A 13,904-nucleotide genomic window follows, 5' to 3' on the forward strand; every position below is an offset into this window, starting at 1 on the left:
GTCCTTAGTCCTCTTCTACGAGACGGGTCAGCCGGATTCGGTTGATCTTCCCGAGTTCGGTGCGCACGATCTCGCGCTCCGCCTCGGCGGTGTTGCCGATCCGGTCCCGCATCGCGTCACGCATCTGCTCACCGGTCGCACCGGTGGCGCAGATCAGAAAGACATGTCCGAACTTCTCCTGGTAAGCCAGGTTCAGCTCGAGCATCTCGGCTTTCAGTTCCTCGGACGCTCCGGCCATCCCCCGCTGCTCGCGGGAGGAGGTCGGGTCACCGGGCTTAGGCCGGCCGATCGGCGGGTGGCCCGCCATCGCTTCGGCCAGGTCCTCCGCGGTCAGTTCGGCCATGGCGGCGTCACTGGCGAGGAAGAGGGCTTCCGCGTTGGCGTAAGGGCGCTGGGCGAGCATCTTGCTCCCCCACGCCGAGCTGGCGCATACCTCGTGGAGCGCGGCCGAGGCCTCGCTGTCCGCCGAGGTATTGAACCGGGCGAGGCCCGGCGTCGAACCTGAAGTCACGGGAGCCTCCGTGGCCTTGTGCTGGACGGGCTGGGCATAGCTAACGCCCTCAAGAACATCGCGTCAACACTTTGTTGAAATCTTGCGAACACAAAAGCCGCCGACCCGTTGCGGGGACGGCGGCCTCTGCGAATGATCGATCAAATATGCCCACTTACTGGACACCCCGCTACTCGCTCTTCGAGCTGTTTTCCCTGTTCAGGTAGTTGTAGACGGTGAAGCGGCTGACCCCCAGGGCGCTCGCCACCGTCTCGACCCCGTGCCGCACGGAGAAGGCCCCGCGCGCCTCCAGGATCCGTACGACCGACTGCTTCTCCTTACGGTCGAGCTCCGCCAGCGGCATGCCGTGCCGGCGCTCCAGCGCGGCCAGGATGTGATCGAGGGAGTCCGAAAGCTGCGGAAGCCGTACGGCGACGACGTCCCGGCCCTCCCAGGTCAGCACCACATCGTCGCCGCCCGCCTGTTCCGGCACCATCATTTCGCCGCCCATGGCGTCGACCAGCGGCTTGACCGCGATGACGAGGGGGTGGTCGTCCGGCGCGCCGAGGTCCGTCCCGCTGAGATCTGTCACTTCTCGCCCTCCCCGATCACGTTGACCTGCAACGAGACCCGGGTGGCACCCGCGGCCAATGACTTGCGCAGCAGCGCGTCGACCGCCGTCAGCACCGCGTCCGCACCGCCCTCGGCGGTGTTCCCGAACGGGCCGACATCCACAGCGTCCAGCTCGGCCACCTGGATGACCTCGCGGGCCGCCAGCGCGTGCGCCGGCGGCTCGTCGAGGTCGAAGGGCTCGGTCGTGAACTCCACTCTCAATCGCACCATGCCCCCACGTTACTGGCGGACCTGGCCGCGCCCTCTTGACAGGTATCCGCGCTACCGTGCAACATTCCATCAGGCAGAAAATAACTTCCGCGATACGGAAGGAGCGCCGAAACCCTCATGGGCTACACGGACCAGCGCTTCGATGTGAACCTCTCAATCCTCTTCACGGAACTCCCGCTCCTCGAGCGCCCGGCGGCCGCCGCCGCGGCAGGCTTCAAGGCGGTCGAGCTGTGGTGGCCCTGGATCGAGACCCCCACCCCCGACCAGGCCGAGCTCGACGCGCTCAAGAAGGCGCTCGACGAGGCCGGCACCCAGCTGGTCGGCCTGAACTTCTACGCCGGGCAGCTGCCCGGCCCGGACCGCGGCGCACTCTCCGTGCCCGGCGAGGAGTCGGACCGCTTCCGCGCCAACATCGACGTCGCGGCGGACTTCGCCGCCTCGGTCGGCTGCAAGGCGCTCAACGCGCTCTACGGTAACCGCGTGGACGGCGTCGACCCGGATGTCCAGGACAAGCTCGCCCTGGAGAACCTGGTGGTGGCCGCCCGCGCCGCCGACCGGGTCGGTGCGATCCTCCTGATCGAGACCCTCAACAAGCCGGAGTCACCGCTCTACCCGCTGGTGAGCGCACCGGCCGGCATCGCGGTCGTCGACAAGGTGAACGAGGCCACCGGGCTCGGCAACGCCAAGTTCCTCCTCGACATCTACCACCTGTCGATGAACGGCGAGAACGTCTCTGACGTGATCTCGGAGTACGCCGCCAAGACCGGCCACGTGCAGATCGCCGACAACCCCGGCCGCGGCGCGCCCGGCACGGGAGACCTGCCGCTCGAAGAGCTGCTCAACCAGCTCAAGAACGCCGGTTACGACGGCTGGGTCGGCCTGGAGTACAAGCCCGGCGACCGCCCGAGCGCCGAAGCCTTCGGCTGGCTCTCGAACTGACCATTTTTTCGCGTGTGTTGAAGCACGTGTGTTGAAAGAGGCACCCATCATGAGCAATCTTCCCAAGGTCGGCTTCATCGGACTCGGCATCATGGGCTCCCCCATGTCCGAGAACCTGCTGAAGGCGGGTTACGACGTCACCGGCTACACCCTTGAGCAGCCCAAGATCGACCGCCTCGTCGCCGCCGGCGGCAAGGGCGCGTCCTCGATCGCCGAGGCCGTCAAGGACGCCGACGTCATCATCACGATGGTGCCCGCCTCCCCGCAGGTCGAGGCGATCGCGTACGGTCCGGACGGCATCCTGGAGAACGCCAAGAAGGGCGCCCTCCTGATCGACATGTCCTCGATCACCCCGCAGACCTCCGTCGACCTGGGCAAGGCCGGCGCCGAGAAGGGCCTGCGCGTCCTGGACGCCCCGGTCTCCGGCGGCGAGGCCGGCGCGATCGAGGCCGTACTGTCGATCATGGTCGGCGGTTCGCAGGAGGACTTCGACGCCGCCAAGCCGGTGCTCGACGCGCTCGGCAAGACCATCGTCCTGTGCGGTCCGCACGGCTCCGGCCAGACGGTGAAGGCCGCGAACCAGCTGATCGTCGCGGTCAACATCCAGGCGTGCGCCGAGGCCGTCGTCTTCCTCGAGAAGTCCGGTGTGGACCTCAACGCGGCCCTCGACGTCCTCAACGGCGGACTGGCCGGCTCGACCGTCCTGACCCGCAAGAAGGCCAACTTCCTCAACCGGGACTTCGCCCCCGGCTTCCGGATCGACCTGCACCACAAGGACATGGGCATCGTCACCGACGCCGCCCGCAATGTCGGTGCCGCTCTCCCCGTCGGCGCGGTCGTCGCCCAGCTGGTCGCCTCGCTGCGCGCCCAGGGTGACGGTGGCCTGGACCACTCCGCCCTGCTGCGCGCGGTGGAGCGCCTCTCCGGTCAGCCCGTCCAGAGCTGACCACCCCCTGATTTCCGGGCTGCGGCGGCGCTGACACCTGTCCTGTCGCGCCCAGGCGCCGCCGCCGCCCGGATTCCTATTTTTTGCACCTCAGTCCGCGCCGATCTCTATCCTCAACTTCAACAAACTGTTGACGTCACGCTCGGTGCGTACTTACGCTCCTCACGCCGCCAGCAGATTTCCGCAGGAAGGTCCCCATGTCGAAGCGTGTGCTCACGACCGAGTCAGGCGCCCCGGTCGCCGACAACCAGAATTCCGCCTCCGCCGGTGTCGGTGGCCCGCTCCTCCTCCAGGACCAGCACCTGCTGGAGAAGCTCGCCCGCTTCAACCGTGAGCGCATCCCGGAGCGCGTCGTCCACGCCCGCGGTTCGGGTGCGTACGGCTACTTCGAGGTGACGGACGACGTCACCGGCTTCACCCGCGCCAACTTCCTCGGCGAGGTGGGCAAGCGGACCGAGACGTTCATCCGCTTCTCCACCGTCGCCGACAACCTCGGTGGCGCGGACGCGGTCCGCGACCCGCGCGGTTTCGCGCTGAAGTTCTACACCGAAGAGGGCAACTACGACCTCGTCGGCAACAACACCCCGGTGTTCTTCATCAAGGACCCGATCAAGTTCCCCGACTTCATCCACTCCCAGAAGCGCGACCCCTTCACGGGCAAGCAGGAGCCGGACAACGTCTGGGACTTCTGGGCGCACGCCCCCGAGGCGACGCACCAGATCACCTGGCTGATGGGCGACCGCGGCATCCCCGCGTCGTACCGCCACATGAACGGCTACGGCTCGCACACCTACCAGTGGACGAACGCCCAGGGCGAGGCCTTCTTCGTCAAGTACCACTTCAAGACGAACCAGGGCATCCGCTCGCTGTCGTCCGAGCAGGCCGCCGAGCTCGTCGGCAAGGACGCCAACTCGCACCAGACGGACCTGCTCCAGGCCATCGAGCGTGGTGTGAACCCGTCCTGGACGCTGTACGTGCAGATCATGCCGGCGGCCGAGGCCCCGGACTACCGCTTCAACCCGTTCGACCTGACGAAGGTCTGGCCGCACGCGGACTACCCGCTCCAGCGGGTCGGCCGCCTGGTCCTGGACCGGAACCCGGACAACGTCTTCGCCGAGGTCGAGCAGGCCGCGTTCTCCCCGAACAACTTCATTCCGGGTATCGGCCCCTCGCCCGACAAGATGCTCCAGGGCCGGCTCTTCGCCTACGCGGACGCCCACCGCTACCGCCTCGGTGTGAACCACACCCAGCTGCCGGTGAACGCCCCGAAGGCGACCGCCGCCGACAACTACGGCCGGGACGGCGCCATGGCGACCCGCTACGGCTCGCGCTACGACAAGAACTACGAGCCCAACTCGTACGACGGTCCGGCGCAGACGGACTCGGCGCTCTCCGCCCCGCTGGCACTGGCCGGCTGGACCGGCACGCACGCCGCCGCCGTCCACGTCAAGGACGACGACTTCTTCCAGGCCGGTGAGCTCTACCGCCTGATGTCGGACGAGGAGAAGTCCCGCCTGATCGCGAACATCGCCGGTGGCCTCTCGCAGGTCAGCCGCGACGACGTGATCGAGAAGAACCTCGCGCACTTCCACGCCGCTGACGCGGAGTACGGCAAGCGCGTCGAGGAAGCGGTCCGCGCCCTGCGCGAGGACTAGGACACCAAGACCGCGCGGCGGGTCTGACGGGAGGTCAGGCCCATCGCGCAGTCCGTACCGACGGCCCGTATGAGGGGTGGCCGGCGTTACGGACGGAAGGTCCCGCGGCGGCGTGCGAGCCAGTGCGGTGGTCAAGGCTCAAGGAACGTCCTCCTCGACCTGAGGGGAGGGCGCCCGAAAGCTCATCGCCCACCGCCGCGGAACCCCTTCCCCCTTCGGCTCCGCCCGACGGCGCGAACGACCACTTCCTCGTGCGCACCTCGCACCGCTGCGCGGGCATCAGCACGCTGCGCCGGACTCCGTCCGGCCAGCCACTCACTCCGCCCGACGGCGCGAACGTCATGTCGCGCCAGTCTCGTGCCGTCGGGCGGCATCAGCTTCCCTGCCAGGGCGCGGGGTGCGTACGGACGGTCCCGTACGCACCCCGCGCCCTTCAGGCGTTTGTCAGCCGACCGGCACCGCCGCCTCCACGGCGCGAGCCGTGACCGGGGTGGCGCCCACCCACCGGCCGATGGCGGTCTCGGCCGTGATGCCGGGCCCGAACCCGGCGATGAGCCCGCCGGCTCCGTTCTCGACGGTGCCCTCCTCGAACAGCCGGGCCAGCGCGTCGAAGACCACCGAGCTGGCGATGTTCCCGCGTTCGGTGAGCGTGGCCCGGCTGAACCGGAACATCTCCGGCGGGAGGTCCAGGTAGTGGCACAGGTCGTCGAGAATGCGCGGCCCGCCCGCGTGGACGATGAAGAAGTCCATCTGGGCGACCTCCCAACTGTGCTGCGCGACGAGGGACTTGAGCGCCGGGGCCAGCATCTCCATGGTTCCGGGGACCCGCTTGTCCAGAAGGAAGTGGAACCCGGTGTCCCGGACGGCGTACGAGATCCAGTCCTCCGTATTGGGCACCAGGTGGGAGCCGTTGCGCTCGATCCGCATACCGACGCCGCCCTGCCCCCGCACCACGGCCGAGGAAATCGCGTCGCCGAACAGGCCGTTGGAGAGCAGTGAGCCCACGCCCAGGTCGGTCGGCTGATAGCACAGCGAGCAGAACTCGCAGGACACGATCAGCACATTGGCCTGCGGATACGCGGTGCAGAAATCATGCGCGCGGTTGATCGCCGCACCGCCCCCCGCGCAGCCGAGCTGGGCGATGGGCAGCTGTCTGGTCTCCGAGCGGAAGCCCATCGTATTGATCAGCCAGGCGGTCAGCGACGGCATCATGAAGCCGGTGCAGGAGACATAGACGATCAGGTCGATATCGCCGGGCTCCACCTCGGCGTGGGCGAGCGCCTCGCGTACGACGCCCGGAACCCGCGCCTTGGCCTCGGCCTCGTACAGCTGATTGCGGATCTCGAATCCGGGGTGCCGGAGGGTGTCTTCGATCGGCTGCACGATATGTCGGGTGCGCACCCCCGTGTTCTCGATGAGGCGCAGGACGAGGTCCCGCTGCGGATGGTCCGCATGCGTCTCACGGGCCAGCGCGAGCGTCTGCTCCATCGTGATGACGTGGTCGGGTACGGCGACGGACGGTCGGCACAGTGTGGCCATGGATTTTCCTTGTCTCATGCCGGGCAGCGGTATCGCCGGGCGGTCGTCACCACGGGGCGGTCGTCGCACGGGTGGTCGTCACACGGGCGATCGTCACCACGTGACGGGCAGGCCGAGCGGATAGCGCCAGATCGATGTCGTGTTCCAGCGCACCTCCGCCGGCTCCACCGCCAGCCGCAGCCCGGGGAAGCGGTCGAGGAGCGCGGCGAACACGACCTCCAGTTCCATCGCGGCGAGGGGCGCCCCGAGGCAGTGGTGCGCTCCCCAGCCGAAGGTCATGTGGGGAACGGTGGGCCGGTCCACGTCCAGCTCGTCGGGCCGGTCGAACTTCCGCTCGTCCCGGTTGGCGGTGAGGTACGAGACGTGGACGACGTCACCGGCCCGGATCAGCACCCCGCTCAGCTCCACGTCCTCGGTGGCGATCCGCGGGATGCCGACGCCCTTGCGGAAGGGGATGAAGCGCAGAAGCTCATCGATCGCCGCCGGGAGGACCGAGGGACGCGCGCGGAGTACGTCGAGCACGTCCGGGCGGGTGAGCAGCGTGTACGCGATGTTCCCGATCTCGTACGTCGTGGTGTCCTGCCCCGTGATGAGCAGAACCATCGACATGACCGCCAGCTCGTCGTCGTCGAGGAGTTCCGCGCCGTCGCGGGCGGTGGCCAGCGTGCTGATCATGTCGTCGCCGGGGGCGCGGCGCCGCTCGGCGCTGAGCTCGGCGAAGTAGGCGCGCAGCTCGGCCTTGGAGCGGACGGCCGCCTCCCGGTTGGCGGCGCTCACGTTCATCATGGTGAGTGCGTGTGCGCGCAGCCGCGGCCGGTCGTCCTCGGGGATGGCGAGGACCTCACAGATCGTCATGAGCGGCAGGGGCGCCGCCACGTGTTCGACGAGGTCGGCGGGTGAGCCGAGGTCCGCCATCCGGTCGAGCATCTGGTCCACGACGCTCTGGGTCCGCTGCCGCATCCGCTCCACATGGCGCGGAGCGAAACTCTTGGCGACCAGGCTGCGCAGCCTGCTGCTCGCCGGCGGGTCCATCAGATTGATCGACTCGGACTGCACGATCGGCTCGGGCGTCATCCGCGGGAAGTCGCGGCCCTTGACGGCGCTGCGGCTGAACCGCCGGTCGGTGGTGACGGTGCGAACGTCCTCGTAGCGCGTGACGAGCCAGGCCTCGCCGTCGCCGTACGGCATCCGGATGCGGGCCACGGGTTCGGTCTCCAGCAGCTGCCGCAGCTGCGGGTCGAACTCGAGGGCCTCCGCGTAGTCGAAGGGACAGCTCCATACGGTGCCGGTGGTCTCCACGTTGCTCCAGACGGTGTGCGGTCGATGTCCGACACACATCCCCAAACGGGAGGACGGTCATGTCCCCATGCGGGTTAATTAACCGATTAGAGGGAGATTCGGACTTCAGCTCGGACACTTGGGCGGAACCACCTGCGGCACGGACGCCCGGCGCAGTGGCTGGAAGTAGTGGGCGAGCGCCCACGTCCCGATGTGGTTTCCGGCCTGGCACCCGACGACATCCGCGGTGCGGAAGTGGATTCCGCCCCACACGCGGGCGTCGATCATGTCCCGGTTGAAGTGGTCGGCGTGCTTGTAGTGCCGCCTGGTGGTGCCGGTGGCCTCGGAGCTGACGTAGAGGTCGAGGCGTGATGTGCCGAGAATCCCGGTCACGGTCCGCAGCACGGCACCGGTGACCGCCGCGTGGCCACTGACGTAGTCGGGGTGCGGTGGCGTGCTCGGCGCCAGCGGCTGCCATCGCGGGTCCGCTTCGGTGGCGGGGTTGTCGTCGGTGTCGGCCATATGGATGGCGCTGATGGGCCGCCAGAAGCCGTAGTGGAGCTTGGCGTCCCATGCGGTGACCACGGCGTCGGTGGCCGACGCGTTCGCCGCGGCGAACAGCCGCGCCGTGTCGGCGATGCCGAGGCGGTGCCGGGCGGCGTAATCGCGGAAGGCCGTCTGGAACTGCACGATCAGATTGCCACCGAAGAAGCGGGCGGTCTCGGTCTGGCGCACGGTCCGGGCCGAGCCGGTCCGCGCTCCCATGACCTTCACCTCGTTCACGTCACGGGCGTAACGGGCCGAGGTGAGCGCGGGCGGTGTGCCGGGGCGGAACTGGTCGGGAGAAGTGAGCAGCATCGGGCGGAGTGTGCCCAGCCAGGCGTCGAGGTAGGGCCGATGGTCGGGCGGCGCCGGTCGCCAGACGCCGGGTGCGGGCTGAGCGGTGTACTCGACCCGTTGGAACCGGCCGTCTCCCTCCCGGAGCTTGATGACGTGGTCGGCGGCGCGTTCGCCGAAGGTCACGCCTTGCTTCTCCGCGCGCCCGTCGGGGATCTTGGCGAGGGAGTCGGCGTACGCGGCGTCCAGCCTGGGCTGCGAGTCGGGAAAATAGGTGAGCAGTACGCGGTAGGCGGCGGTCACGGCCGCTGCCTCGGGCGATGCGGTGGCCGGCCCCTTCGCCCGCCATTTGTAGGGGGCGTAGCGGCCCTGGATGCCGACCACGGCGTTGTAGACGGCGGCGGAGACGAATCCGTGCCAGATGGCGCCCTGCCCGGAGGGGTGCGTGGCGCCGAGGTTGGCGCTGATGGTCTCGGTGGTGATGGCGTTCCAGTGGCGGACCGCCGCGGGGTCGGCCGAAGGTGCCTGGCGGCTGTCTGCGGCGGCTGTGGGTCCGCCCACGCCGGGGACGGCGACGAGTGCGAGCGTCGCGACGATGCCGACGACGGCTCGTATACCCGAACGGGAAGCGCGGGAAGGGCGGGACGGCAAAGGGAAGTTCTGGCGCACAGAGCACTCCACTTCAGGCAGTAAGACCGAATTAACAGCGGATGAGACGCTGGGTCAAGATCAACCGCTAAGTCCGGGCTCCGCAAGCGGAAGCACGCAATGAGGTGCACGCCCCCCGCGAAACGCGCAAGGCCCGGCCTGCGGGAGCAGGCCGGGCCTCGGGGCAGAGCAGAGAGCGGGGGGTGTCAGACCTTCAGCGACTTGATCGCCGTCGGCGCGTGGCCGGGCTCGGTGGCCAGCTCCTCGAATTCGGTGACGTCGCTCATGTCGACCGTCTTGCTCATCGAGATGTTGGTGATGCGCTCCAGGATGGCCTCGACGACCACCGGGACCTGGAACTCCTGGGCCAGCTTCTTGGCCTGCTCGAAGGCGGCACCCAGCTCGTTCGGGTCGGTGACCCGGATGGCCTTGACGCCCAGGCCCTCGGCGACCTTGACGTGGTCGACGCCGTAGACGCCCAGCTCCGGGGTGTTGATGTTCTCGAACTCGAGGTTGACCTCGAAGTTGATGCCCAGGCCGCCCTGCGCCTGGCGGATCAGACCCAGGTAGGCGTTGTTCACCAGGACGTGGACGTAGGGAACCTTGTGCTGCGCGGCGACAGCCAGCTCTTCGATCATGAACTGGAAGTCGTAGTCGCCCGAGAGCGCGACGATCGGGGTCTCCGGGTCGGCGGTGGCGGCACCGATCGCGGCCGGGATGGTCCAGCCGAGCGGGCCGGCCTGGCCGCAGTTGATCCAGTTGCGCGGCCGGTAGACGTGCAGCATCTGCGCGCCGGCGATCTGGGAGAGGCCGATGGTGGTGACGTAGCGCGTCTCCGGGCCGAAGGCCTTGTTCATCTCCTCGTACACGCGCTGCGGCTTCATCGGGATGTTGTCGAAGTGCGTGCGGCGCTGCAGGGTGGCCTTGCGCTCCTGGGCGGACTCGGCCCAGGCGGTGAAGTCGGGCAGCTTGCCCTCGGCCTTGAGCTCCTTCGCGACCTCGACGAAGAGCTCCAGCGCGGCCTTGGCGTCGGAGGCGATGCCGAAGTCCGGGGCGAAGATCTTGCCGATCTGGGTGGGCTCGATGTCGACGTGGACGAACTTGCGGCCCTTGGTGTAGGCGTCCAGGTTGTAACCGGTGTGACGGTTGGCCCAGCGGTTGCCGATACCGAGGACGAAGTCCGACTCGAGGAAGGTCGCGTTGCCGTAGCGGTGCGAGGTCTGCACACCGACCATGCCGGCGCTCAGCTCGTGGTCGTCGGGGATGGTGCCCCAGCCCATGAGGGTGGAGATGACCGGGACGCCGGTCAGCTCGGCGAACTCGACCAGCAGGTCGGTGGCGTCGGCGTTGATGATGCCGCCGCCGGCGACGATCAGCGGGCGCTCGGACTCCAGCAGGAATCGGATGGCCTTCTCGGCCTGGGCGCGGGTGGCCTGCGGCTTGTAGACCGGCAGCGGCGCGTAGGTCTCCGGGTCGAACTCGATCTCGGTCAGCTGGACGTCGATCGGCAGGTCGATGAGGACCGGGCCGGGACGGCCGGAGCGCATCAGGTGGAAGGCCTGCTGGAAGACGCCGGGGACCTGAGCGGCCTCCAGGACGGTCGTCGCGGCCTTGGTGACCGGCTTGGCGATCGAGGCGATGTCGACGGCCTGGAAGTCCTCCTTGTGGAGCTTCGCGACCGGGGCCTGGCCGGTGATGCACAGGATCGGGATCGAGTCCGCGATCGCGGAGTACAGACCGGTGATCATGTCGGTGCCGGCGGGGCCCGACGTACCGATGCAGACACCGATGTTGCCCGCCTTGGCACGGGTGTAGCCCTCGGCCATGTGGGAGGCGCCCTCGACGTGGCGGGCCAGCGTGTGCTTGACGCCACCGACGTTCTTGAGCTCGCGGTAGAAGGGGTTGATCGCAGCGCCGGGCACGCCGAACGCTTGCTCGACACCCTCCAGCTTGAGGATCTCCACTGCAGCGGCGGCGGCTGTCATTCGAGGCATCGCGTACTCCTGCTCGGCCAGTCGGAGTGACCTCACCGCTGCGGGACGGTGAGCCTCACTCCATAGTTTCCATAATGCGGAATTCTGATTCTGCTATATGGAAGTAATTTAGGGGGAGGTCCGGCGCACGTCAAGAGCGGTCATTGGTTGAAGTCCCTCCCCAAGGCCTCGCTCTTGGTGGACGATGGGCACACGCACATGGACAGCCGACGGTCCGAGGGGGACGGTCATGGGAGAGAACGTGCCGGTGCGCTGCCCGGCATGCCGTCGCCAGCACACCTTCACGCCGTCGGTCTTCCCGTGCGCGTGCGGGGAGCCGCTGGCGCCGCCGCTGTTACGGGGCGCGGCCCCGGAGCGGATCACGCACCGCACCTGGACCGACGCGTGGGTCACCGTCCGGTGCGACGCGTGCGGGCGCCAGGACCAGTGGCCGCAGCCGGAGCTGGGATGCGCCTGCGGGGTGGTGCTGCGCATTCCGGTACGTCCCGTGCCGCGCCCCGCACCGCCGCCCCCGGCCGGCACCGCCGGCGGCCGGACGCCGGCCTCCCCCACCGGCCACCCGTTCCACATCCCGCTGCCGCCGACCGCGGCTCCCCCGCGTCCGAAGTTCCGCCCGATGACGATCAGGACCGCGCGGGACGCGGTCACCGCGGCGGCGCTCTACCTGAAATGGCTCGGATTCCGCGACATCATGCAGTCCCCCGAGCGCCCCGCCTCCGGCATCGACCTGCGCGGACCCGGCCTGGTCGCCCAGGTCGACCCGACCACCCGCCCCGCCGGCCTGCGCGACGTCGAGTGCCTGTGGCTCCACGGGCTGAGCGCGTCGGCGGTGAGCGTGTTCTTCTCGCTCGCCGGGTACGCCGACGACGCACGGGCCCGCGCGGACGCGCTCGGGGTGCCGCTCTTCGTCATGGACCTCACGGGAACTCCGCAGCCGGTCAACCGCCCGGCGGACGAACTGGTCAGCACGGGCGCGTAAGGGGGCGGGGGCGCGTAAGGGGGCGGGGGCGCGTAGGGGGCGAGGGCGCCTGCGGCGGGCTTGTTCCCCACCCCGCCCCTTCCCGGGGCTCCCGGGTCGTATCCCGACGAGCCGGAGTGGACGCCGCGATCGAACGCTTCTAATCCTGGTACCGGTCCCGCAGTTCGACCTTTCTGACCTTGCCGCTGACCGTCATCGGGAACGCGTCCATGATCTCCAGGCGGCGCGGGATCTTGTAGTGGGCGAGCTGGTCGCGGCAGTACGCGGTCAGCTCGCCCAGCGTCGGCGGATCACCCGCGTCCCGTGGGATGACGCAGGCCAGGATCTCCTCGCCGTACCGCGCGTCAGGGAGGCCGACCACCTGGACGTCGGAAATCTTGGGGTGGCTGTAGAGGAACTCCTCGATCTCCCGGGGATAGACGTTCTCGCCACCCCTGATGATCATGTCCTTGATGCGCCCGACGATCTGGACGTAGCCGTCCTCGCGGATCACCGCCAGGTCGCCCGTGTGCATCCAGCGGCCCGCGTCGATGACGTCCGCCGTCTTCTGCGGCTCGTCCCAGTAGCCGAGCATCACGCTGTAGCCGCGGGTGCACAGCTCCCCCGCCTGACCGCGCGGCAGCGTCACCCCCGTCGCCGGGTCGACGACCTTGATCTCGACGTGCGGCATGACCCGCCCCACCGTGCCCGTACGGCGCTCCAGGTCGTCGTCGCGGCGGGTCTGGGTGGAGACCGGTGAGGTCTCCGTCATGCCGTAGCAGATCGACACCTCGGCCATGTGCATCTCGGCGACCACCCGCTTCATCACCTCCACCGGGCAGGGCGAGCCCGCCATGATGCCGGTGCGCAGGGAGGACAGGTCGTACGCCGGGAAGTCCGGCAGCCCGAGCTCGGCGATGAACATCGTCGGGACGCCGTAGAGCGACGTACAACGCTCCTCCTGTACGGCCCGGAGGGTGGCGGCCGGGTCGAAGGACGGGGCCGGGACGACGATGCAGGCGCCGTGCGAGGTGGCCGCCAGGTTGCCCATGACCATGCCGAAGCAGTGGTAGAAGGGCACGGGCAGGCAGATGCGGTCCTGCTCGGTGTAGCCGACCATCTCGCCCACGAAGTAACCGTTGTTGAGGATGTTGTGGTGGGAGAGGGTGGCGCCCTTGGGGAAGCCGGTCGTGCCAGAGGTGTACTGGATGTTGACCGGATCGTCGCAGGACAACTCGGCCTGGCGGGCGGCCAGTTGCTCGTCCGTGACCACCTGCGCCGCATCGAGGAGCACGTCCCACGAACAGTCGTCGATGAAGTACACGGCTCGCAGCGCCGGGCAGTCCGGCCGCACCTGGCCGACCAGCGCGCGGTAGTCGCTCGACTTGTGGGACTGCGAGGCGAACAGGACCGAGATCCCGGCCTGCTTGAGCACGTACGCCAGCTCGTGCGCCCGGTATGCCGGGTTGATGTTCACCATGATCGCGCCGATCCGGGCGGTGGCGTACTGCACGAGCACCCACTCCGCGCAGTTCACCGCCCAGATCCCGACCCGGTCGCCCTTGGCGACCCCCGTCCCGAGCAGCCCGCGCGCCAACTGGTCGACGGCGGAACCGAATTCGGCGTACGTCCAGCGGGTCCCCGCCGCCACATCGACCAGCGCCTCCCGCTCCGGGTACGCCGCGACGGCCCGGTCGAGGTTCTGGCCGATGGTGTCGCCGAGGAGCGGCACGGATCCGGTGCCGTGGGTGTAGGAGTTCATCACGTTCGGGTTCGG

Annotated in this window: 12 protein-coding genes; 4 read left to right on the forward strand and 8 right to left on the reverse strand. The window is 68.8% G+C overall.

All coding sequences use genetic code 11. From position 1 onward, the window contains the following. Positions 1 to 4 precede the first annotated feature (4 nt). The 3 genes from uraD to ABZX79_RS00300 form a co-directional block, all read right to left on the reverse strand. Positions 5 to 511: a 2-oxo-4-hydroxy-4-carboxy-5-ureidoimidazoline decarboxylase gene (uraD, locus tag ABZX79_RS00290; RefSeq protein ID WP_355249591.1), complete on the reverse strand. Its 507-nt coding sequence runs from the start codon at positions 509 to 511 to the stop codon at positions 5 to 7. A gap of 169 nt (positions 512 to 680) precedes the next feature. Next, a complete protein-coding gene (locus ABZX79_RS00295) occupies positions 681 to 1,001 on the reverse strand; it encodes a helix-turn-helix domain-containing protein (RefSeq protein ID WP_355250018.1) in 321 nt (106 codons plus the stop codon). A 77-nt stretch (positions 1,002 to 1,078) separates the two neighbouring features. Further along, positions 1,079 to 1,330 carry a hypothetical protein gene (locus tag ABZX79_RS00300; RefSeq protein ID WP_355250020.1) on the reverse strand — a complete coding sequence of 84 codons (252 nt, stop codon included), beginning with the start codon at positions 1,328 to 1,330 and terminating at the stop codon, positions 1,079 to 1,081. Between the two features lie 120 nt (positions 1,331 to 1,450). On the opposite strand from ABZX79_RS00300, the gene ABZX79_RS00305 reads away from it, so the two are divergent. The 3 genes from ABZX79_RS00305 (at position 1,451) to ABZX79_RS00315 (ending at position 4,873) form a co-directional block, all read left to right on the forward strand. After that, on the forward strand, positions 1,451 to 2,272 hold the full coding sequence (locus ABZX79_RS00305) for a TIM barrel protein (RefSeq protein ID WP_355249592.1): 822 nt from the start codon (positions 1,451 to 1,453) through the stop codon (positions 2,270 to 2,272). Between the two features lie 46 nt (positions 2,273 to 2,318). Next, positions 2,319 to 3,218 (forward strand): 2-hydroxy-3-oxopropionate reductase, encoded by a 900-nt coding sequence (locus tag ABZX79_RS00310; protein ID WP_355250022.1) that lies wholly within the window; start codon positions 2,319 to 2,321, stop codon positions 3,216 to 3,218. A 197-nt stretch (positions 3,219 to 3,415) separates the two neighbouring features. After that, the gene (locus tag ABZX79_RS00315) at positions 3,416 to 4,873 is read left to right on the forward strand and encodes a catalase (RefSeq protein ID WP_355249593.1); all 1,458 of its coding nucleotides are present in this window, start codon (positions 3,416 to 3,418) and stop codon (positions 4,871 to 4,873) included. Positions 4,874 to 5,317: 444 nt separating this feature from the next. Here the strand turns inward: ABZX79_RS00315 and ABZX79_RS00320 are convergent, their stop codons facing one another. The 4 genes from ABZX79_RS00320 to gcl all read right to left on the reverse strand — a co-directional run bounded on the left by ABZX79_RS00320 (position 5,318) and on the right by gcl (position 11,169). Beyond that, positions 5,318 to 6,412 carry a type III polyketide synthase gene (locus ABZX79_RS00320; RefSeq protein ID WP_355249594.1) on the reverse strand — a complete coding sequence of 365 codons (1,095 nt, stop codon included), beginning with the start codon at positions 6,410 to 6,412 and terminating at the stop codon, positions 5,318 to 5,320. 93 nt (positions 6,413 to 6,505) lie between these two features. Beyond that, on the reverse strand, positions 6,506 to 7,750 hold the full coding sequence (locus ABZX79_RS00325) for a cytochrome P450 (protein ID WP_355249595.1): 1,245 nt from the start codon (positions 7,748 to 7,750) through the stop codon (positions 6,506 to 6,508). 66 nt (positions 7,751 to 7,816) lie between these two features. Then, a complete protein-coding gene (locus ABZX79_RS00330; protein ID WP_355249596.1) occupies positions 7,817 to 9,196 on the reverse strand; it encodes a vanadium-dependent haloperoxidase in 1,380 nt (459 codons plus the stop codon). Positions 9,197 to 9,381: 185 nt separating this feature from the next. Continuing rightward, positions 9,382 to 11,169 carry a glyoxylate carboligase gene (gene gcl, locus ABZX79_RS00335; protein ID WP_355249597.1) on the reverse strand — a complete coding sequence of 596 codons (1,788 nt, stop codon included), beginning with the start codon at positions 11,167 to 11,169 and terminating at the stop codon, positions 9,382 to 9,384. Between the two features lie 229 nt (positions 11,170 to 11,398). Here gcl and ABZX79_RS00340 point away from each other — a divergent pair, with 229 nt between their 5' ends. Next, complete coding sequence (locus tag ABZX79_RS00340; protein WP_355249598.1) at positions 11,399 to 12,148, forward strand: hypothetical protein; 750 nt, start codon at positions 11,399 to 11,401, stop codon at positions 12,146 to 12,148. A 139-nt stretch (positions 12,149 to 12,287) separates the two neighbouring features. Here ABZX79_RS00340 and ABZX79_RS00345 read toward each other — a convergent pair whose 3' ends face one another. Then, complete coding sequence (locus ABZX79_RS00345) at positions 12,288 to 13,889, reverse strand: AMP-binding protein (protein WP_355250025.1); 1,602 nt, start codon at positions 13,887 to 13,889, stop codon at positions 12,288 to 12,290. Positions 13,890 to 13,904: the final 15 nt, after the last annotated feature.

It is taken from the genome of Streptomyces sp. NPDC002994 (assembly GCF_040611155.1).
In the GTDB taxonomy this organism is placed as follows: Bacteria; Actinomycetota; Actinomycetes; order Streptomycetales; family Streptomycetaceae; genus Streptomyces.